Genomic DNA, 18,198 nt, shown 5'->3' on the forward strand with positions numbered 1-18,198 from the left:
TTACTCCTTGTTTTTGGGTTCCGGCAATTGCCAGAAATCGAAAAAGTTAAACCAGTCGAGCGGCGACTGTAACGCGTAATGTTCAAGACGTTCGGCATAGCGGTCGATGGCCTGCTGTAGCGCCTGCTGGCGTTCGGCGCGCGGCAAGACCAGCGGATCGGCGAACGGCTCGCAGTGAATGCACAGCTTCTCCTGCTGACGCAGGGCAAAGAGGAGATCCACCGGGCAGCGCAAAATCGAGGCGAGGATAAATGGCCCCTGCGGGAACGGGGCGGCTTGCCCCATGAAACGACTCCAGCAGACGCGCCAATCGCCGCCACGTTGGGGATTTACCGCAATGCGATCGCCGACAATAGCAATCCATTCCCCGCGCTCCAGCTTCTCTTTGAGCGCAATGGCGGTGTCCGGGCCGATGTCGGTCACTGGCATCAGGTTGAGTCCGGCCTGCGGGGCCATCTCTTCCATAATCTGCTTAAAACGCCGGGCATTATCGCTGAACACCAGCGCGTTGATGGTTTTGCTGCCCTGCAACTGCGCCAGCGCGCGACAGGCTTCAACATCGCCCAGGTGCGAGGCCAGCAGCAGCTTGCCGCGAGGATCGCTCACATTCAGCGCTGCTTCAGCCCCTGGCGCAAACACCACGTCGCGACCAAAATGCAGTTCACCGCGCCAACTGGCGATTTTATCGAGCATCGCGTTACCAAAACGCAGGAAGTGTTGGTAGCTGGTGAGGTTAGCCGGCACCGGTCTCTGCCGCGCGGCCAATTGCTCACGCACGCGGGCGATCCAGTTCTGTGAGGCCTGGCGAGCGGTGGACGCCGTCAGCCAGTAAACACCGACCACCGGATACAGCAGCAAGGTGAACGCTTTGCGTCCCAGCAGCCGCCAGACCAGCAACATCAGGCGCATTCCCCACAGCCCTTTCACCTCCTGCTGGCGCGCCCAGTGCGGCGACGTTCGACGCAGCAGCAGTGACGGGATGCGCGGCAACATGCCGAAGAACAGGCGCGTATGCATCAGCGAAATGCGACAGTTATCTTTGAAAGCATCGAAGTGCGACAGCCCGTCCGGCGGATAGGTCACGCGAGTCGGGACAAAATAGCTGGGGGTGCCCTGCCACCAGAGACGCACCATCACTTCGGTGTCAAAATCCATTCGCTTACCGAGCGTTACCCGCTGCGCCAGCTGGCGCGTGGGGGCGACAGGGTAGACGCGAAAGCCGCACATACTGTCTTTCAGTTGCAGGGAAAGGGTTTCAATCCATACCCAGACATGGGTTATCCAGCGCCCGTACAGACGCGAACGGGGAATGGAATCATCGTAAATCGGCTGTCCGGAGATCAGCGCGGCGGGATGGGCCTGCGCCAGTTCCAGCAGTTTTGGAATGTCTTCAATGGCATGTTGACCGTCGGCATCGACCTGGACGGCATGGGTAAATCCGGCCTCTGCCGCCGCCTCTAATCCGCGGATCACCGCCGCGCCTTTTCCGGCATTTTCCGCCAGACGGATTAAGGTCAGACCGGAGGTGTCCTCGGCGAGTCTGTCCAGTTCCTGCTGCGTGGCGGCATCGCTGCCGTCGTCCACCACAATACACGGCAGATTAAACGGCTGCAGGCGTGTCAGGACACGCGGCATCATGGCGCCGTGGTTATAGCAGGGGATCAGCACGCAGGGGGAAAAGGTTAACGACATAGCCGGATCTTCCCGCTGCTGGCGGTATGGCGCGCGTCGCCATCGTGGCGTTGATAGCTGAACGTCAGGATCTGACGCGCTTCCTGCCAGCTCAGCGTTAGCGTGACGGTGTTTTCCGGCAGCAGCGGTGCCTGGAACTTCACGTTCTGAATGCTGTGAAAACGCCAGCCGGGAGCGAGCAGAGTGGTGGCATAGTGCATCACCCAGTCAATCTGTGCGACGCCCGGCAGCAGCGGCTGCACGGCAAAATGGCCGCTAAACCAAAAAAGAGAAGGATCGAGATGCAAGACGATCTCGACCTGTTGGGGCTGTGCCTGATGGCGCTCAATTTCATGGGGTATCATGAAACAACTCCTGTAATTGCGCATAGACACGCTTATTCATACTGTTGACCGGGATTTCGTCGATCACCCGCCAGTAACGCGGTACGGCGACCGGCTCGAGCCACGGTAGCAGTGCTCGCCGCCACGTCAGCTCCTGGGTTTTTCCACCGCTGTTCTGCCAGCGATGGCGCGCCTCGTCATCCAGTACCAGCAGTACGCCCACGCCCTGGCGACCGCCACGGGTGATCGGCAGGGCGGCGACCTCGCGGATGCCCTTTAGTTCCAGCAGGCGTTGTTCGACTTCGCTGAGCGAAATACGCTTCTCTTCAATTTTAACGACCCGTCCACGGCGTCCCATCAGGCGGAACTGACCGTTTGGCTCAAACTGCAGGATATCGTCAAGCAGCAGACCGTTAGCGTCGGCAATCAGCGGAGAAAAGACGCGAAATGCGGCATCTTCTGCGGTAAATGACACGCCTGGGAAGGGCAGCCAGGTGACATTCTCCTGCTGGCGATAGCGCCAGGCCAGAATACCGGTTTCGGTGCTGCCGTAGATTTCATCCGGCCAGACGTTCAGCCAGGCGGCGGTTTGCGTGACGTCCTGCCACGGTAACATGCCGCCAGCCGACAAAATCATTGCCACCGGCGGTGCGGGAAGCTGGTGGTCGAGACGTTTTAAAAACGCCGGGCTGCTGATAAACACATAGCGATGTTCGTGACCCAACGCAGCCAGTTGCTCCGCGTAGTAGAGCATGGCCGCATGCAGCGGCAGACCGAGCGCCATTGGCAGGAAAATACGAAACGTCAGACCGTACAGATGCTGCGGCACGACGGAGGCTACCACTCTGCACCCCGCCAGGCGGTCGGCAAAGCGCGCCGCCAGCAGTTCGGCTTCATGGTCCAGACGGGCAATGGGTTTGACGATGCGCTTCGGTTGCCCCGTCGAGCCGGAGGTAAACAGCTCGACATATGCATCGTGGCGAAGGGGTGGGAAGAGGCACGCTTCATCGCTGAGCGTCATTGCTGAGCTAACCACCCACAGCGGCCCCTGCCAGCCGAGCGTTTTATCGCTCAGTACGCCGTCAAACAACGCCCGCTGTTCGTCGAGCAAAGAGACGCGGTTATGCCCCGGGATCACGGGTGTTTTCCCTGCATGCAGGGTCGCCAGCAGCGCGACAATAAACAGATAGCTGTTTTCAAAACAGAGCGCCCAGCGATCGCCTTTTTGCTGTTGCAGGCGTGTCATCAACAGCGCGACATCGTGGCGCAAGTGACCGAGCGTCCAGTGGCGTTCATCCTGCCAGGCGACAGGCGTGTTCGCTGGACGGGGGGAGGTGAGCCATTCGGCAAGCGTCAGGGTCTGTTTCATTGCAAGTCTCGATTCATCATCCAATGGCGTACCAGCCATTCGCTGCCCATCAGTAACCCCATCAGCAGGTAGGCAATCATGCCATTCCATGCGGTCCACATTGCCATATCGCCGTGGAGGGCGGTAAACAACGCCACGCCGCCGTTGAAGATAAAAAAGGCGCACCAGATCTGCGTCACCCGGCGGGTGTAACGCACCGCCACAGCCGGGAGTTGGGGATCGCGCAGTCGCGCCAGTCGTTCAACGATGGGCATCGATGACCAGAGCGAACCGCCAAAAACGGCAAGCATGACGGCATTCACCACAACCGGATAAAACAGCAGAAGCTGATGGGTTTTAAGCAGGTAGCTGGCGACGCACAGGGTGATACCCACTGCGGCCACCACCTGGGTGACGACGCGCAACGGACCCGCCTGTCGCCGGGTCTGGCGAAAGCGTAAGAACAGCAATAGTGCCATCAGCGGCAGTAACCACTGCAGGCTGTGGTGCGCCAGGCCAAACCAAATCAGGAAAGGCCAGGCAAGCAGCAGCACGCCTGTCAGCACAGGCAACGCGCGAACGCCCGACACGGCGAATCAGGCTTCTTTAAGCAGGCGTTCTACCGCGTCAACGACATCCTGCACGGTGCGTACGGCTTTGAACTCTTCCGGTTTGATCTTCTTACCGGTTTTCTTTTGCAGATGGACGATCATGTCGACCGCATCGATGCTGTCCAGCTCAAGATCGTCGTACAGACGCGCTTCAGGTTTGATTTCCTGTGGGTCTATCTCAAACAGCTTAACCAGCAGCGCAGAGACTTCGTTATAAATGGCGTGTTGATCGGTCATAACGGACTCTCCTCAGGCACGTTGCGCATTAATGAACGATGCCAGCGTGGCGACGGAGAAGAAGTGCTGGCGCATCTCTTCACTTTCCGCAGACAGCACCACGCCGTACTGATTTTTTACCGCCAGTCCCAGTTCCAGGGCATCAATCGAGTCCAGCCCCAGGCCGTCGCCAAACAGCGCCGCCTCGGTGTCAATGTCGTCTGTTGACAGTTCGTCCAGATTCAATGTTGTTATGATGAGATTTTTAATTTCAAGATAAAGCGCTTGCATCATTAATTCCTGAGAGAGGTAACGTACCTGGTTGTAATTGAAGCAAAAGATGCCGGTTTAGCTGTCTTGCCGCCAGCGCCGGTTCTTGTAAATTTGCGTCGTAAAAGTGGTCGATCTTTACCCGCTCGCGTACCTCGACGGTAAACAGCGGTTTTACGGGCGGCACCTGATACCATTTGCTTTCTTTATCCAGCATGCGCTGGCTGCAATGGATGGTCACCACGCGAATATCGCTGCCGCAGCGCACGGCGATATTCGCCGCGCCGCGTTGCAGCGTCATGGTCTCGCCGGGGCGAGTGCGGGTGCCTTCGGGGAAAATTAAAATCGTATCGCCCTGCGCCAGGCGTTGCTGACTGGCCGGTAACAGGGCGTCGGCTTGGCTGTTCACCAGATAATCCGCAGCACGCACTACGCCGCTGAGGAACGGGTTCTTCAGCAGCGCGCTCTTCACCAGACAGTCTGTTTCGGGCATCACCGACGCCAGCAGGACATAATCGATCAGGGTGGGGTGATTGGCGACCACCAGACATCCGCGTTCCTGACGCAAAATATCCACCCCGTTCATCTGATAATCCAGCACGCCCAGCACTCGGGTTACCGTTAAAAAGAGACGGAAGCTGGCGGCAATGCTGCGTCGGGCAATGCGGCGACGCCGGGCATTGTCCCATACGAACACTAATAAAACGTTAAACCAGACGACCGAAAGCAGCAGCCCGCCGAGTCCGAAGAGGGCGAAGCAGAAGCCGGTCATGGCGATTCGCCAGAGTCGGTTCAGCGTGGAGATAACCCCTTTCATGACCGACTCCAGTGCCAGTTCACTCGCTCACCCGGAAGGCTAAACGAGCGGGCATTCTGCAAATAGTGCTGTAAAAACAACAGGCTTTGCGGGAGTGGCGTTTCAGCGCCAGCCTGAGCCGGTTCGCTCTGACACACCCAGTCGTTACCTGCTTCGCAGACCAGCGCGGTGGCGTACGGCCAGGTTGGCATATTTTCCGGAAGGCGCGGGTGGTAAAACTCGGGAAGAAAACCGTCGAAATCGACCATAAGCACGCGCTGATAACCCGCCTGTAGCAGGCAGATGACTTCACATAGCCCCTGCTGGAAGGTATCGCGCCCGGCGGAAAGTGATGACGAGACGATAGGGTGTTTAGCCGCGATAGTCAGGTTGCCCACCGCTGAATTGTGTACCGACAGGGCAAAATCGGTCGGCGAGAGCGCCTGTTCTGTCGCCAGCGCGTGCAGAATCCGGTAGTTACGTTCGAGCTCTCCGTGGCGACTGGTGTATAGCACCGCATCAATATCGTGGCGACGCAACATCGCCAGTCCGCACTCGACGGCCAGTTTACTGCCGGAGCTTAGACGACGGGCGGTCATCATCGGCAGTTCACGCAGTTTGCCTTGTGCCGCCGACGGATCGATGGCGTGCGGATGCCGTGACCATTGCAGCCACTGTATCAATTCGCTCAGACCTGGCGCCATCGCCCGCCAGTCGGTAATGTTTAGTGAGAATTTCATCAACGCGCGTCCGCGGTAAACCGGTGATTCCAGTAGCGTTCAGATGCTACTTTGTTATTTTTTCTTTTGACATATCAATAAGGTATGTCCAACGCCTAAGTTGTCGTGGCGTTCGTCCACCTGGAACCCTGCCTTGTCCAGATAGCCATAAAATTTCTCTGCGCTGTAGAAACGGCTGTTGCCGTTCGCCATGCAGGTAAAATAAAGCGAAGACGCATTCAAACTGAATGAGGCGGCTTCAAAACGCTGCGCATCCCAGAACAGCTCCATAATGCACAGTCTTGCGCCGGGTTTCATCACACGGGCAACCTTGCTGAGCATGGCGACAATTTGCTCCGGTGAAAAACAGTCAAGAAATTGACTCATCCACCAGATATCGGCCTGAGTGGGTAAAGGCGCATCGCCAAGCATATCCACCGCATGAAAACCGATGCGATCGGATAATCCTGCATTTTCGATATTTTCGCGGGCAAGTGCAATTTGTTGTGGCAAATCTAATAACGTTATCGCGATATTTTCGTCGAATTGACTACAGCGTATTGCCCATTTTCCCGTATTTCCGCCTACATCGTACAGGGTTGCAGGACAACTGGCGAATACATGCGGTAATGCGGCGTCAAACGCCCCGTCAGAATAGTAATGATCGAAGGCGAACCAACTTTCACGCGCGGACGGCGGTAATTGCGACAATGCCGGATAAATAGTTGGCCAGTCGCCAAACACTTTTAACCCGGACGGTTTTCCTTCTTTCAGAGCATTCTCTAAAAAGAACAATCCCTGATAACAGACGTCGTGGGTGAAATCCATATTCACGCGAGTCATCGTGTCATGCAAAAGGAAATGTCCGATTTTCGCCAGATAATAGCGTCCCGCTTTATGGGTGATGATGCGTCCGCTTAATCCCATATCCAGCAAGACACCGACTGCATATTCGTTAACGTGACTGTTTTCGGTGATCTCTTCCAGTGTTGCACCCTGTTTTCCCTGGCGGTCAAGATACGCCAGCACATCAGCATTTCGCAGGCAAAGTGCGGTTTGAAACAGCATGGGGGCGAAGGCGATACGCTGCGCTTCCGTGATCGCATCCAGTGCGCTGAGGGAGTCCTGTTCGTACATAGCGAGTACAACCTGTTAAAAGACAAAAAGAGGTTATCGGGCCGCAAACGACCCGACTTTAGGAGATATTACAGACCCGCACCCGCAGACAGGTTCAACTGAATATCTTTATCCAGGTTACGGACCCAACGGTTGTAGTTTTTATGAATTTTACCGCCAGAAGCCTGCAGGTTGAAGCTGCTGTCGTATTTGATATCGTAGCTGGAGGCGGTGTAGGTAATACGCACTTCTGCAACGTGGTCGCGAGACTGCTGACGCGCTTTGATCACGCCCGGACCCGCTTCCGTCATGATCCATTTACGCTGAACGCCTGCTTTCAGGATCGCGTTTTTCACCTGATCCTGAGTATGGCCTGCGGTCACCGAAGAGTGCACCTGATCGATGGGGGCAGTACGCGCACAACCTGCCAGCGCACCGACAACGGCAATCGCCGCAAACCACTTAATGTATTGTTTCATGAAAACTCCCTATCAAAATTACTATTTATATTAACGTTGAATGCATTTCTGAATTGCGTTTTAGTTACAATGATACCGACTATTTTTAATGTTAACTTTGACGGGACACCGTGAAAATTCTGAAATTAATTCATGCAGGCTGAAGACGTTTATCTTCCGGATTATCATGGTATTAGTTAATTTTCACTTAAATTAAATTGTCGATACCATTTAATTTGAATTAAATGCACTGCGGAAAAACCTGGAACTCATTTCGCGAAGGAAACCGCGCTTATTGAAACATCCAGGTAACAAAAGCGCGCCTTATAATACTTTCACCGGTAAGGGAATAAAACTACCCTGGTTGGTAGGGCGGGTTTATCCCGGTAATCGATTTTTCGGTCGCCCAGGGCCCAGTAATATTGCCAGTTTGCTGCCGCCCGTTGTGGTCTCCATCCAGATTTTACAGACGCTGGTCAGGGGAACGGAGAGCAACATCCCCACCGGGCCGAGCAACCAGCCCCAGATCAGTAAAGAAAGGAACACCACCAGCGTCGACATGCCCAGGCGATGCCCCATCATGCGCGGTTCAACCATGTTGCCCAATACCATATGGACCACCAGGAACAGCGCCCCCACCAGCACACACTCATAAACGCCGTTGAAAAGCAGCGCCTGAACCATCGGTGGAACGGCGGAAATCACCGAGCCAATATTGGGTACATAGTTCAGCAGGAACGCCAGCACTCCCCACATCAGGGCAAACTGAATGTTCATCAGTTCCAGCCCCAACCAGACAATGACCCCGGTCCACAGGCTGAGCAGCGTTTTTAACGCCAGATAGTGAGAGACCCCCTTCAGCGCCCTGTGCAGTCCGGCGATGTGGATTTGCGGATTGTGCAGTGCAAAACGCATTTTGTAGGGCACATGGCGGACCTCAAACAACATAAAGACAACCGTCATCACCAACAACACAACGCTGGCCATCGCCCCCGAGAGGCCGGTCATCAGCGTGGTGGTGAAGGTGACAATTTTCTCCGAATCCATGCGTTGCAACATGCGCTCTGGCGACATATGCAGATTCAGAAATGGCATCATATCTTGCAGATACAAAAGCTTACGTGTCAGCTCCTTGTTGTATTTCGGCAGCATGGCAATAAATTCATTCACCGAGGCCGCCAGCACGCCAATCAGCGCGGTGAGCACGAACAGCATCACGACCACCACAATGGTGATCGCCACAGGGCGTTTCACTCCCCGCCGGATAAACCAGGTGACCAGTGGATTGAGGACAATGGCGAAAAAGAGCGCCAGTAATAGTTGCACAATGATATCTGCGGCGGCGTGGATCCCGGCGAGAATGACGACCAGCGAGGCCAGTTTGAGCAGAATATGTAGACCGGCTTTGTCGGGTTGAGGGGTTGTCATGTTTACATCCTTTTTTGATTTTCATTAAGTGTAGCGGCTCGCTGGCTGCCGATATTCCTAATCTGGCTGCTGATTTTCCCGGCGTGGCGTGGTAGAAATGAAACATTGTTGTAAAAACGTGGTGATCCCCATGCCCGAACCCGTCGCTGAACCGGCGCTTACTGGATTGCGCCTCAATCTGCGCATTGTTTCTGTTGTGATGTTCAACTGTGCCAGCTACCTGACCATCGGCCTGCCGCTCGCGGTTTTGCCTGGCTATGTGCATGATGTTATGGGGTTTAGCGCCTTCTGGGCGGGGCTGGTCATCAGCCTGCAATACTTCGCGACTTTGCTCAGTCGCCCTCATGCCGGACGCTATGCTGATCTGCTCGGGCCAAAAAAGATTGTGGTTTTTGGCCTGTGCGGCTGTTTTCTCAGCGGGGCGGGCTATTTTCTGGCAGGAAGCGCCAGTAGCTGGCCGGTTGTCAGTTTGCTGCTGCTGTGTCTGGGCCGCGTGATTCTGGGGATTGGACAGAGTTTCGCCGGGACCGGCTCGACGCTATGGGGTGTTGGCGTGGTGGGCTCGTTGCACATCGGGCGGGTGATCTCCTGGAACGGTATTGTGACTTACGGGGCGATGGCGGTCGGCGCGCCGCTCGGCGTGCTGTTTTACCGTTGGGGCGGACTACAGGGATTAGCGCTGATTATCATGGGTATCGCGCTGCTGGCCATTTTGTTAGCGATTCCGCGCCCTGCGGTGAAAGCGAGCAAAGGGAAGCCTTTGCCGTTTCGCGCGGTGCTTGGACGCGTCTGGCTATACGGAATGGCCCTGGCGCTGGCCTCGGCGGGTTTCGGGGTGATAGCCACCTTTATCACGCTGTTCTATGACGCCAAAGGCTGGGATGGCGCGGCATTCGCGCTCACCCTGTTTAGCTGTGCGTTTGTCGGAACGCGTTTGCTGTTTCCCAACGGCATCAATCGCCTGGGCGGTCTGAATGTGGCGATGATCTGCTTTAGCGTCGAGATAGTCGGACTGCTGCTGGTGGGAGTGGCGATGATGCCGTGGATGGCAAAAATCGGTGTGCTGCTGACAGGAATGGGTTTTTCGCTGGTCTTCCCGGCGCTTGGCGTGGTGGCGGTCAAAGCGGTGCCGCAGCAGAATCAGGGCTCGGCGCTGGCGACGTATACGGTGTTTATGGATCTGTCGCTGGGGGTGACGGGACCGTTGGCTGGGCTGGTGATGACCTGGGCTGGCGTGCCGGTCATTTACCTGGCGGCGGCAGGGCTGGTGGCGGTTGCGTTGCTGCTAACCTGGCGGTTAAAAAAACGGCCTCTGCAGGAATCGCCAGAGGCCGTCTCGTCGTCCTGATGGTTACTGAATAACCAGCGTATTGATGATGTTTTCAGCGGCCGTCTGCGCTTTCTGCTGGTCGTCCGCTGGCAGCGTAATTTGCAGAGTCAGCAGTTGGTTATCGACTTTTCCCAGCACCACAGAAGAGTAAGCGGTCTGGCCTTTCGCCGAGATGATGCTGTCTAACTGTTGCAGCGTGTGACCTTTCAGCTCGATGGATTTGTTGGTCACCACCTGCAACTGCGGGTCACGGCTGCGCTGCTGATCTTCAAGGCGTTTTGCCAGCACGGACAGCTCTTCGTTGCTGTTATCACCGACGATGACAATCACCGCTTTCTGGCCGGTCGCGTCAGAGTAGACGTGCATATTGTTGGCCTGCGTACCCAGCTTGCCACTCTGGTCCGTCATATCTGCCGGCAGTGAGAAACTCAGTTTGCCATCCAGCAGAGAAACCGGCTGACCGGTTGCGTTGCTTTCTGCCGCCGTGCCTTCTGCCGGCGCTTTTGTATCACTATTATCACAGGCCGCCAGCCCCATAACCAGCAGGCCAATACCGACATATTTAACCAGATTACGCATTGACTTCTTCCTTTCGATAAACGGCCATAACGGCGCATCCGTTCATCTTATCACAACCCGGAAAAGGAACCTTTAGCTCAACTTGTCTGCATCGCCGGGATTTCAGATTTATCTGCCAGTTTTTTCAGCAACATATTCAGCAATACGCCATACATCGGCAGGAAGAACAGGATGCTGATCAGCACTTTGAAACAGTAATCGACGATGGCGATTTCCATCCAGTGCTCGGCCATGAAGGCATCCGGACTGCGCCAGAAGGCAATGAAGAAAAAGGCAAGGGTATCGCTGACGTTGCCAAACAGCGTTGAGGCGGTCGGGGCCATCCACCAGCGGCGGTTCTGTCGCAGGCGGTTAAAGACATGCACATCGAGAATTTGTCCCAGTGCATAGGCCATAAAGCTGGCGACTGCGATACGGGCGACAAACAGATTGAAGTGCATCAGTGCCCCGAATCCCTGCCAGGAGCCCATATAGAACAGCGACGAAATCACATAAGAGATCAGCAACGCTGGCATCATCACCGCAAAGATAATTCGACGGGCCAATGGCGCGCCAAAAATGCGCACGGTCAGATCGGTAGCGAGGAAAATAAACGGAAAGCTAAACGCGCCCCAGGTGGTATGGAAACCAAAAATGGAGACCGGGAGCTGGACCAGATAGTTACTGGAGGTGATCACCAGCAGATGGAATAGCGATAGCCAGAACAACGCTTTTACGCGCTGCGATTGTGTGAACGGAGCCATATTGTACCTTTTTAATTGATGATTGGGGTGAGGGAACCCAATTCGTGCCAGATGCTATTTTACTTGCCATTTTGCTCTCGGGCAGTGCTCGCGCTCCTCACGTACGACGTGTACGCTCCGGGCGCTGTGCGCTGACCTTAAACAAACTGATGGCGCCTATAACGCGTCTTCCTTTTTTCAGGCCGCCGCATAATACTGCTTTGCGGTGGCATTGCAATGGCTATTTTTCACGCAATCGTTAACCTGATTGGCTTACTTCCGAACTGAGCGTAAACTACAGCCGTTTTTTTAGTGAATGAGACCACGATGAGCGATCTGTTTTCCTCTCCCGACCATACCCTTGATGCCCAGGGGCTCCGCTGCCCGGAACCGGTGATGATGGTGCGTAAAACCGTACGCAACATGCGGACCGGCGAAACGCTGCTGATTGTGGCGGACGACCCGGCGACCACCCGCGACATTCCCGGCTTCTGTACGTTTATGGAGCATGAGCTGGTGGCAAAAGAGACTGACTCTCTGCCGTACCGCTATCTGGTGCGTAAAGGCCAGTAATCTTGTTATGCCGGATAAGCGTTAGCGCCATCCGGCAAAAAAACGTTATCCTTTACGTAACAATCTGAGCGCATTGGCGGTAACCAGCACCGTTGCCCCGGTATCCGCCAGCACCGCCAGCCACAGACCGGTCATTCCGAGCAGCGTGGTGACAAGAAATATCCCCTTCAGTCCCAGCGCAATGGTGATGTTCTGACGGATATTGGCGTGGGTCGCACGCGCCAGTTGGATCATCTGCACCAGCCCGGTAAGGCGGTTATGCGTCAGTGCGGCGTCCGCCGTTTCCAGCGCCACATCGGTGCCGCTACCCATCGCGATCCCGATAGCGGCGGCCTTCATCGCCGGCGCATCGTTAATGCCATCCCCCACCATTGCCAGCGGCGACTGTTGATTGAGCGTGGTGACCGCCTTCACTTTATCTTCCGGTAGCAGCCCGGCGTTATACGTCAGACCCAGCTCGCCAGCAATGGCGGCTGCCGCGCGCGGGTTATCGCCAGTCAGGATCACGCCGTTCACGCCCAGCGCATTCAGTTCGCGGATGGCGGAACGGGCATCGTCGCGTAGCGTATCCTGCAGGGCGATGACGCCGATCACGGTCTCATTGCGCAGGACCAGAACGACCGTCTGCCCGGCGCTTTCAAGCTGGTTAATCTCTCCGGCAAAGGCGTCGGCAGGACGTTTCCCGGCAGCGCAAATCAGAACGCTTTCGCCATTCACCTGCGCTTCAATCCCTGACCCTACCAGCGCCCGTTGCCCCTCGGCGGATGGGATCGTCAGCCCTGCGGTTTGTGCTTCGCGCACAATGGCCTGCGCCAGTGGATGCGTTGCGCCTTGCTCGACAGCCGCTGCCAGCGCCAGCAGTTCAGACTCACTGACGCCGGTGGCCGGATGAATTGCCGTGACGCACGGTTTCCCGACGGTCAACGTCCCGGTTTTATCAAAGGCGACCTGGGTGATACGGCCCAACTGTTCCAGCGCCGCGCCGCCTTTAATCAATGCCCCGCGACGAGCTGCTGCCGCCAGTCCAGAAGTGATGGCTGCCGGTGTAGAGATGACCAGCGCACACGGACAGCCGATTAGCAGCAGCGTTAACCCTTTATAAATCCACTCCTGCCAGGATCCCGCGAACAGCAGCGGCGGGACGAGCGTCACCAGCAGGGCGACGGCCATAATCGCCGGCGTATAAATTCGGCTGAAGCGGTCGATAAAACGCTCGATTGGCGCACGACGCTCCTCGGCCTCTTCGATTAACTTCAGAATGCGGTCAATCGCGCTGGCACCCGGTTCAGAGAGCACTTCCAGCGTGACGAGACGGTCCACGCTGGTCGCCCCCGCCGGGACTTTTTCACCGGTGGCGCGTTCCACCGGGATCGATTCTCCCGTCAACGCACTCTCATCAAAACTGGCAAAACCAGAGACCAGTTTACCGTCGGCAGGGAGACGTCCCCCGGCAGCGACTTCAATGATGTCGCCCGGTTGCAGCGTGTTGATCGCCACCTCTTCGCGTACGCCGTCGCGCAGACGTGTCGCGGTTTCCGGTTTCAGCGCCATCAGCGCGCTGACCCCTTTGCGGGCGCGACTGGCGGCCCAGCCTTCGAGGCGTTCGCCAATCAGGAACAGCAGCAATACCATCGCCGCTTCTGCTGTGGCACCGATGAACAGCGCCCCGATAGCCGCGACGCTCATCAGCGTTTCAATGGCAAACCAACTGCCGGTTTTTATCAGCCGTAGCGCCTGGCGGGCAATCGGGAACAGGCCGACCAGCGTCGTGGCGATGAATGCCAGTTGGCCGAACGGATGGTTGAACTGCTCCAGTCCCCAACTGAGCGCCATCATGACGAGAAGCGTGAGCAGCGGCAGGTTCTCTTTAAAGCGGGATTCAGGCGTTTCTTCCTTCGCCTGTTCATCGCGTAGGGTGTAACCCGCTTTTTGCACCGCATGCTCGATTTGCAGGCGAAGATCGCCGTTGCTGTCGACGACCAGTTTCTCGGTGGCAAACAGCACCTGAACCTGGTTGACGCCGCTGACCTGGCGCACCGCGTTTTCTACTTTGCGGGCGCAGGCGGCGCAGTCCATCCCGGATACTTTCCAGCTATAGCGGGTGCCTTTTACCGTTTCAACAATAGGTTCAGGGGCTGAGCATGCGCCTTCGCAGCAGCAGTCATCGGGCTTCTGCGGCGTGGGAGCTGGCTTGAAAGATGAAAATTGTGGGGCTTTTTTGCCATTGTGAGCAGGTATCGACATGGCATCCTCCGGTTGATGATAATTTTCTCATTAACCGGAGGATACACTCTGGAGTCGACTCCAGAGTCAAGCGTTATTAGAGATAAAGCGAGCGGACGATCAGGAAGTGCCCGGCAAAGTAGCAGGCGGCGGCGATAGCGTTGTCCGCGCGGAAACGACAGCGGTAATGACTGCCCAGCCAGACGATGTTGCCAATGAACAGCAGCGACGCGCCCAAAAACGCCGACAGCGCAGGTGCGGTGGGGCGGAAAAACCACAGCTCACCGGCTAACCAGACCATCACCAGCGTCATGGCGATAAAGGTACACACCGGCCAGCGCAGTTCTTCAAGGCGTGTCCAGATCACCGCAATCAGCAGCGCGCCCAGCACCATCAGCACCAGCGGTAGCGGCCAGAAGAAAGAGAGCGTCATCTGGCTGGCAAAATAGATGGTGTACAACAGGTGCGAGAGGAAAAAGGCGCCAATCGCATAGAGCAGTCGCTGACGCGGCAATAATGTTAGCGCATCGCCAACCAGTGAGGCGCAAAGACCGGCCAGCACCAGATAGCTCACGGCGTTGAACATCGGCGCCTGCCAGGCCAGTAACAGCAGGAGTAATAAGGTGACGGGTTTAAAGACCCAGCGTTGCCAGGCGGGTCCACGGTAGGAGGCATCCACAAATAACCATGCGGAAAGGCAGACAGCGATAAACGACCAAAGCATCATAGTTCCTTGAATTCGTTATTTTTTCGTAAGCGGTATGCTCACAACCCTGATGTTCAGTGTAGAGGCCGCGACCGCCTGATGACAACACCATAACGGGCAGGGTATGCTTATTTCCGCATTTTCTGATGGGTTATCAATATGAGTAAGCCGCCACTTTTCTTCATTATTATCATTGTGTTAATTATCGTTGCCGCCTCATTCCGCTTTATGCAACAGCGGCGGGAAAAAGCCGATAACGATGCGGCACCGCTTCGTCAGGCGCAAATGGTGGTCAGCAATAAACGTGAAAAGCCCATCAACGACCGACGTTCCCGACAGCAGCAGGTCACGCCAGCGGGAACCAGTATGCGCTATGAGGTGAGCTTTAAACCACAGAACGGCGGGCTGGAAAAGACCTTCCGCCTGGAGGCGCGTCAGTATCATGCGCTGACGGTGGGGGATAAAGGGACGCTAAGCTACAAAGGGTCGCGCTTCGTCGAGTTTGTTGCTCAGCCATAAGACGGGAAACCGCTCACCTGGGTAAGCCGGATAAGCGAAGCGCTATCCGGCACCTTCATGCCGTATTACTTTTTAACGTTAAACTTCTTCTGCCAGACCAGCAGCTCAAACACGCCAAACAGGAAAATACGGACTTTCTCACCGGTGGTCATTTGCGGTCCGTCTTTGGGCAGGGTGGACTTCAGTAGCGCCAGCTGCATGCCGTGCATCAGTACCATGAACACGAGGGCGACGTTAACGAAGATGTTGAGCGGTCGCGGGAAGGGTTGCACCAGGTTTAACAATAAGAATGCCCACACGCCGAGCATCAGTAGTCGACCAAGATTAATCAGCATCGCTTTCTCCTTGTGCTTCGCGTTGATACAAACGGTACGCGACCTGCCCGGCGATTTTTTCCCGGTACAATGACCAGTTCGTCGGCACGGGCGGCAGACCGTTTTCCACTTCGCTTTCCACGTAAATCCAGGCAACATCCGCCAGCCAGCCGTGAGTTTCCAGCAGGTTTAAGGTCTCTTCCAGTAACCCTTTACGAAACGGCGGATCGACAAATACCACGTTATGCGGCGTGCCTGACTGCGTCAGGAATGTCAGGGTATTCGTGTTAACGACTTTTGCATTCCCTGCTTTCAGCGTAGCCAGGTTCTTTTGTAACTGCTGAGAGACTGCGCGATCCCTCTCCAGCAGCGTGGCGCCAGCGGCATAGCGTGATAGCGCTTCCAGCCCCAGTGCGCCGCTTCCGGCAAAACAGTCCAGACATTGGGCTTCTACTATCACCGGTGCCAGCCAGTTAAACAGCGTTTCACGCACGCGATCCGTTGTCGGACGGAGACCAGGGCTATCGGGGACCGGGAGTTTGCGGCCGCGCCATTGTCCGCCAATAATGCGGATTTGGCCGCTACCTGAGTGATTCGTTTTTTTCATTTCTGTTGCTCAAACCGCCGCGTGCAGATGATTCCAGGCGGTGATGTGGATTAAGTAAAGTGATAGACTATTTCATCATTTTTTTTAGCGTCTATACACAAAATCATTCAGGATGCCTCAAAGCGGCAAGAGAATGAGTCCCCAGGAGCGTAATCGCAGATGGCAAAACAGAAAAAACGTGGCTTCTTTTCCTGGCTGGGCTTTGGTGAAAAAGAGCAGGAACAAGAACAAAAAACCGAAGATCAGCAGGGTGTTGAAGCGCAATTACCGTCCGACGAACCCGTTGAAACGGCGGCTGACGTAGAAGCGCAAGCGCCGCTTCACAGCAAAGAAGAGGCTGAAGCCTTTGCTGAGGAAGTGGTTGAGGTGACGGAACAGGTTCAGGAAATCGAAACCATCCAGTCAGCAGAACCCACTGTCGCGAAAGAGCATGTTGACGCGCAGGTTGAGCCGCAGATTGCCGTTGCGCACGAAGAGCTGCCGTTGCCGGAAGAGGTGAAAGCCGAAGAGGAAACCTCCGCCGAAGAGTGGCAGGCCGAAGCGGAAACCGTTGAGATTGTTGAAGCGGTAGAAGAAGAGGCGCAAAACGAACCGGAACTGACCGACGAAGAGTTGGAAGCACAAGCGCTGGCGGCGGAAGCGGCGGAAGACGCGCAAATGATCGTTCCGCTGGCGGAAAAAGACGCGCCGGTCGAAGAGATGATTCAGGAACAGGAAAAACCGACCAAAGAAGGTTTTTTCGCGCGTCTGAAACGCAGTTTACTGAAAACCAAAGAAAACCTCGGTTCCGGATTTATCAGTCTGTTCCGTGGTAAAAAAATCGACGATGATCTGTTTGAAGAGCTGGAAGAACAACTGCTGATTGCCGATGTGGGCGTGGAAACCACGCGCAAAATCATCGCCAATCTGACGGAAGGCGCCAGCCGCAAACAGCTTAAAGATGCTGAAGCGCTGTACGGACTGCTGAAAGACGAGATGGGCGAGATTCTGGCGAAAGTCGATGAACCGCTGAACGTTGAAGGTAAAACGCCGTTTGTTATTCTGATGGTCGGCGTGAATGGGGTGGGGAAAACCACCACCATCGGTAAGCTGGCGCGCCAGTTTGAACAGCAAGGGAAATCCGTGATGCTGGCGGCGGGCGATACGTTCCGCGCCGCAGCGGTCGAACAGTTGCAGGTCTGGGGTCAGCGTAACAATATTCCGGTGATTGCCCAGCATACCGGCGCGGATTCCGCTTCCGTTATCTTCGACGCCATTCAGGCCGCGAAGGCGCGACACATTGATGTGCTGATTGCCGATACCGCAGGTCGTCTGCAAAACAAATCGCACCTGATGGAAGAACTGAAAAAAATCGTTCGCGTGATGAAGAAACTGGACGAAGACGCGCCGCATGAAGTTATGCTGACGCTTGATGCCAGCACCGGGCAGAATGCGATAAGCCAGGCCAAACTGTTCCATGAAGCGGTGGGCCTGACCGGTATTACCCTGACCAAGCTGGACGGTACGGCGAAAGGTGGGGTGATCTTCTCGGTGGCCGATCAGTTTGGCATCCCTATCCGCTATATTGGTGTGGGCGAACGTATCGAGGATTTACGTCCGTTTAAGGCGGACGATTTTATAGAGGCACTTTTTGCCCGAGAGGATTAAC

At 55.8% G+C, this 18,198-nt stretch carries 21 protein-coding genes; 4 read left to right on the forward strand and 17 right to left on the reverse strand.

The window, feature by feature from the left end:
* From ACQ0PY_RS01435 to ACQ0PY_RS01485, 11 genes are all read right to left on the reverse strand, one after another.
* On the reverse strand, positions 1 to 1,692 hold the full coding sequence (locus ACQ0PY_RS01435) for a glycosyltransferase family 2 protein (protein ID WP_044263904.1): 1,692 nt from the start codon (positions 1,690 to 1,692) through the stop codon (positions 1 to 3).
* Complete coding sequence (locus ACQ0PY_RS01440; RefSeq protein ID WP_044263902.1) at positions 1,683 to 2,036, reverse strand: ApeI family dehydratase; 354 nt, start codon at positions 2,034 to 2,036, stop codon at positions 1,683 to 1,685. Before ACQ0PY_RS01440 ends, ACQ0PY_RS01435 begins: the two co-directional genes overlap by 10 nt.
* Positions 2,023 to 3,384 carry an AMP-binding protein gene (locus tag ACQ0PY_RS01445; RefSeq protein ID WP_044263900.1) on the reverse strand — a complete coding sequence of 454 codons (1,362 nt, stop codon included), beginning with the start codon at positions 3,382 to 3,384 and terminating at the stop codon, positions 2,023 to 2,025. Before ACQ0PY_RS01445 ends, ACQ0PY_RS01440 begins: the two co-directional genes overlap by 14 nt.
* Positions 3,381 to 3,953, reverse strand: coding sequence for a COG4648 family protein (locus ACQ0PY_RS01450; protein WP_044263899.1), 573 nt, complete (start codon positions 3,951 to 3,953; stop codon positions 3,381 to 3,383). The genes ACQ0PY_RS01445 and ACQ0PY_RS01450 overlap by 4 nt, the downstream gene beginning before the upstream one ends.
* Positions 3,954 to 3,959: 6 nt before the next feature.
* Positions 3,960 to 4,211, reverse strand: coding sequence for an acyl carrier protein (locus ACQ0PY_RS01455; protein WP_042998498.1), 252 nt, complete (start codon positions 4,209 to 4,211; stop codon positions 3,960 to 3,962).
* 12 nt (positions 4,212 to 4,223) lie between these two features.
* Positions 4,224 to 4,481 (reverse strand): phosphopantetheine-binding protein, encoded by a 258-nt coding sequence (locus ACQ0PY_RS01460; RefSeq protein ID WP_042998497.1) that lies wholly within the window; start codon positions 4,479 to 4,481, stop codon positions 4,224 to 4,226.
* Positions 4,462 to 5,295, reverse strand: coding sequence for a lysophospholipid acyltransferase family protein (locus ACQ0PY_RS01465; RefSeq protein WP_369700151.1), 834 nt, complete (start codon positions 5,293 to 5,295; stop codon positions 4,462 to 4,464). Before ACQ0PY_RS01465 ends, ACQ0PY_RS01460 begins: the two co-directional genes overlap by 20 nt.
* Positions 5,274 to 5,996 (reverse strand): beta-ketoacyl synthase chain length factor, encoded by a 723-nt coding sequence (locus tag ACQ0PY_RS01470; protein ID WP_044263897.1) that lies wholly within the window; start codon positions 5,994 to 5,996, stop codon positions 5,274 to 5,276. Before ACQ0PY_RS01470 ends, ACQ0PY_RS01465 begins: the two co-directional genes overlap by 22 nt.
* Before the next feature lie 54 nt (positions 5,997 to 6,050).
* Positions 6,051 to 7,112 carry a methyltransferase gene (locus ACQ0PY_RS01475; RefSeq protein WP_042998494.1) on the reverse strand — a complete coding sequence of 354 codons (1,062 nt, stop codon included), beginning with the start codon at positions 7,110 to 7,112 and terminating at the stop codon, positions 6,051 to 6,053.
* A 68-nt stretch (positions 7,113 to 7,180) separates the two neighbouring features.
* Positions 7,181 to 7,558 carry a hypothetical protein gene (locus ACQ0PY_RS01480; protein ID WP_125340073.1) on the reverse strand — a complete coding sequence of 126 codons (378 nt, stop codon included), beginning with the start codon at positions 7,556 to 7,558 and terminating at the stop codon, positions 7,181 to 7,183.
* A gap of 369 nt (positions 7,559 to 7,927) precedes the next feature.
* On the reverse strand, positions 7,928 to 8,977 hold the full coding sequence (locus tag ACQ0PY_RS01485) for an AI-2E family transporter (protein WP_044253594.1): 1,050 nt from the start codon (positions 8,975 to 8,977) through the stop codon (positions 7,928 to 7,930).
* 97 nt (positions 8,978 to 9,074) lie between these two features.
* Between ACQ0PY_RS01485 and ACQ0PY_RS01490 the strand changes: the two genes are divergently transcribed.
* Positions 9,075 to 10,325: an MFS transporter gene (locus tag ACQ0PY_RS01490; RefSeq protein ID WP_071888335.1), complete on the forward strand. Its 1,251-nt coding sequence runs from the start codon at positions 9,075 to 9,077 to the stop codon at positions 10,323 to 10,325.
* A gap of 3 nt (positions 10,326 to 10,328) precedes the next feature.
* Here the strand turns inward: ACQ0PY_RS01490 and ACQ0PY_RS01495 are convergent, their stop codons facing one another.
* Positions 10,329 to 10,886, reverse strand: a complete 558-nt coding sequence (locus tag ACQ0PY_RS01495; protein ID WP_109739759.1) for a DcrB family lipoprotein — start codon at positions 10,884 to 10,886, stop codon at positions 10,329 to 10,331.
* Between the two features lie 77 nt (positions 10,887 to 10,963).
* Positions 10,964 to 11,629, reverse strand: coding sequence for a 7-cyano-7-deazaguanine/7-aminomethyl-7-deazaguanine transporter (locus tag ACQ0PY_RS01500; protein WP_042998489.1), 666 nt, complete (start codon positions 11,627 to 11,629; stop codon positions 10,964 to 10,966).
* Positions 11,630 to 11,935: 306 nt separating this feature from the next.
* Between ACQ0PY_RS01500 and tusA the strand changes: the two genes are divergently transcribed.
* Complete coding sequence (gene tusA, locus ACQ0PY_RS01505) at positions 11,936 to 12,181, forward strand: sulfurtransferase TusA (protein WP_042998488.1); 246 nt, start codon at positions 11,936 to 11,938, stop codon at positions 12,179 to 12,181.
* Positions 12,182 to 12,226: 45 nt separating this feature from the next.
* Here tusA and zntA read toward each other — a convergent pair whose 3' ends face one another.
* The gene (gene zntA / locus ACQ0PY_RS01510; RefSeq protein WP_109739760.1) at positions 12,227 to 14,425 is read right to left on the reverse strand and encodes a Zn(II)/Cd(II)/Pb(II) translocating P-type ATPase ZntA; all 2,199 of its coding nucleotides are present in this window, start codon (positions 14,423 to 14,425) and stop codon (positions 12,227 to 12,229) included.
* Between the two features lie 76 nt (positions 14,426 to 14,501).
* Positions 14,502 to 15,128, reverse strand: a complete 627-nt coding sequence (locus ACQ0PY_RS01515) for a lysoplasmalogenase (RefSeq protein ID WP_044253586.1) — start codon at positions 15,126 to 15,128, stop codon at positions 14,502 to 14,504.
* Positions 15,129 to 15,269: 141 nt separating this feature from the next.
* On the opposite strand from ACQ0PY_RS01515, the gene ACQ0PY_RS01520 reads away from it, so the two are divergent.
* On the forward strand, positions 15,270 to 15,629 hold the full coding sequence (locus ACQ0PY_RS01520; protein WP_099433894.1) for a DUF2500 domain-containing protein: 360 nt from the start codon (positions 15,270 to 15,272) through the stop codon (positions 15,627 to 15,629).
* A gap of 65 nt (positions 15,630 to 15,694) precedes the next feature.
* On the opposite strand, the gene ACQ0PY_RS01525 is transcribed toward ACQ0PY_RS01520, so the two are convergent.
* Together ACQ0PY_RS01525 and rsmD are read right to left on the reverse strand one after the other, a co-directional pair.
* Positions 15,695 to 15,964 (reverse strand): DUF1145 family protein, encoded by a 270-nt coding sequence (locus ACQ0PY_RS01525; protein ID WP_042998484.1) that lies wholly within the window; start codon positions 15,962 to 15,964, stop codon positions 15,695 to 15,697.
* Complete coding sequence (gene rsmD / locus ACQ0PY_RS01530; RefSeq protein ID WP_042998483.1) at positions 15,954 to 16,550, reverse strand: 16S rRNA (guanine(966)-N(2))-methyltransferase; 597 nt, start codon at positions 16,548 to 16,550, stop codon at positions 15,954 to 15,956. The genes ACQ0PY_RS01525 and rsmD overlap by 11 nt, the downstream gene beginning before the upstream one ends.
* A 159-nt stretch (positions 16,551 to 16,709) precedes the next feature.
* Between rsmD and ftsY the strand changes: the two genes are divergently transcribed.
* On the forward strand, positions 16,710 to 18,197 hold the full coding sequence (ftsY, locus tag ACQ0PY_RS01535) for a signal recognition particle-docking protein FtsY (RefSeq protein ID WP_109739761.1): 1,488 nt from the start codon (positions 16,710 to 16,712) through the stop codon (positions 18,195 to 18,197).
* The last annotated feature ends 1 nt before the right edge of the window (position 18,198 follow it).

It is taken from the genome of Citrobacter sp. LST-B2, assembly GCF_057983045.1.